At 41.9% G+C, this 2,187-nt stretch carries 1 protein-coding gene and 1 pseudogene; one reads left to right on the top strand and one right to left on the bottom strand.

The window, feature by feature from the left end:
* The first annotated feature begins 157 nt into the window (after positions 1–157).
* Positions 158–1,192, top strand: coding sequence for an IS110 family transposase (locus GQR39_RS19920; RefSeq protein ID WP_121954016.1), 1,035 nt, complete (start codon positions 158–160; stop codon positions 1,190–1,192).
* Between the two features lie 385 nt (positions 1,193–1,577).
* Here the strand turns inward: GQR39_RS19920 and GQR39_RS19915 are convergent.
* Positions 1,578–2,187 (bottom strand): annotated as a pseudogene (locus tag GQR39_RS19915) (transposase); the annotation flags it as partial.

Raw genomic sequence — 2,187 nt, 5'->3', positions numbered from 1 at the left:
TAAGACACCCTGCTCGTTTTTCGCACTAAATAAAGGCTAGCCTCTAACTTCGAAAAGTGCAAAATTTAGTATGGGTGATGAGATGGACGCTCCCCAAAACGGCGTCAATGCGCCAAACTGGTAATTGAACTCACTCAGTTAAAAGGGAACGTCCGTCATGAAAATTAGCACATTATCAATTGATTTGGCAAAAAATGTATTCCAAGTCGCTGGCTTTAATTCTAACCATAAAAGAGAATGCAATAAACGTTTAAACAGAGCTAAACTCAACGCCTTCTTAGCTAATACCCCTCCGTGCCGCGTGGTGATGGAAGCCTGTTATTCTTCCCACTACTGGGGAAGAGTATTTTCGTCTTACGGTCATACCGTTGACCTTATTCCTGCACAACACGTTACCCCCTTTGTTCGCGGTAATAAAAACGACAGTAACGATGCACTTGCTATCTATGAAGCAAGCTTACGCCCTCATATTAAATTCGTTCCTATTAAAACCGAAGCTCAGCAAGAAATACTCATGCTCCATAAGATACGTGAGCGACTTCTGCAAAACAGGATTGCTGCAACCAACCAGTTACGCGGTTTATTGGTCGATTTTGGGTATGTATTTCCTGTCGGTATTAAGGCGTTTGAGCAAGGGATAATTGCCTTAGAAAGTGATTCTGAGCTTCGCCCTCAGCTGCGCATAATGGTGAGTGATATTTACACCGAATACAAAACCCTTGTTAAACGCATTAAAGCTATTGAAGCGATGCTTACTGCACACGTTGAACGGGATACAAACGCTAAAATACTTCACTCTATCCCTGGCGTGGGTGTACTCAATGCCTCAGCCTATGCAGCATCAATCGGGAACGGTCAGGCATTTAAGAGCGCAAAAGAACTCGGTGTGTGGCTAGGATTAACACCTAAACAATACGCATCAGGCGATAAAAGTAAAATGTCTGGTATTACTAAACGCGGCAACAGTTACCTACGAAAACAACTTATTCACGGTGCTCGCGCCCTTATCGCTAGAAGCCACCATAAAACAGATGCGCTAAGCCAGTGGATAAACCAGTTGCGCGAGAAAAAACACTTTAATTGTGTGGTGGTCGCCACCGCACACAGATTGGCGCGACTGATGTGGATATTGCTGACCAAGCAAACATTCTACTCTCCTCAGTATGTGCAAAATACACACAAGGATGCTTAATTATGCGTATTTTACACGCCAATCACACCCGAGTTTACGACTTAAGACAGCCTGGTTATGACATAGGTTTTAAAACCTGAGTGGGTGTTTGGGCACTTAAGTCGTAACATACGCTTATCCTGTATGTACTTCACTTATAATGAAACAAAAAGCGCACGCTAACCAAGGTTAACCAGATAAAGACACGAGATTAAATCTCGTTTGGGTGAATATTTTTTAGGTCCCTTGGTACGAAGCTCATTAGGAGCATGGCGCATGACAATCATGACACCATAGCTCGAATATATGTCAGTACCTTTGCTTTTCAGCAAGCTTGTGACGCATCATGACTGTGAAATGGGATACATGATAATAAAATAAAGGCATCAATTTTGATGTTTATACATTAGCTCGTCTTGACTTCAAGGGAGCGTCCATATATGTCTTGTTTAATTTGTGCATCATAATGAAAATCGTCTGAGGTAAATAACCGAGGCTTGCCTTTGCTGCGTTTTAGTCGGCGCTTTTCTTGCTCCGTTTCGTATGTTTCGCTGGCTTTAAACAGCGGATTTCGTTTTCTAAATTGGTTATCTGCAATGTACGTATCGAACCCACTTTGCGCCATAAATCCAAGATTCACTTCGCTGTTAAACCCACTGTCTGCAGTGAATTTAATAGTATGTTCATCTGCGCGTTTTTCTGTATTGAGTTTAGCGAGTTGCTGTTTTAATTGTGCAACAGCTGGCTGTAAAGTTTGTTGTTCGCCCACTGAACCCCATGCTTGTGCTTGCAGGATGATTTGGTGTTTATCGTCATTAATAGCGATGCCGTTGTAGCCTTGGATTGTGCCTTTTGAGGTAGTCATTTTTGCACTATCTGGATCAGTGATATTACTTTTAACAGGCTTGCCTTTACTGCCTGTTTTTTCTTTGTGAGTGGCTAAGAACTCGGTAATTTTACCTGCACTTTTATCTAGCTTTTCTTTTTGTTTTAAATCCTGAGTTATCAATTCTTCG

The sequence above is a fragment of the Pseudoalteromonas sp. C8 genome, from assembly GCF_011378685.1.
Taxonomy (GTDB): Bacteria; Pseudomonadota; Gammaproteobacteria; order Enterobacterales; family Alteromonadaceae; genus Pseudoalteromonas; species Pseudoalteromonas arctica.
The sequence above is the reverse complement of the archived record's forward strand: the minus strand, read 5'-3'. Positions and strand labels throughout refer to the sequence as shown.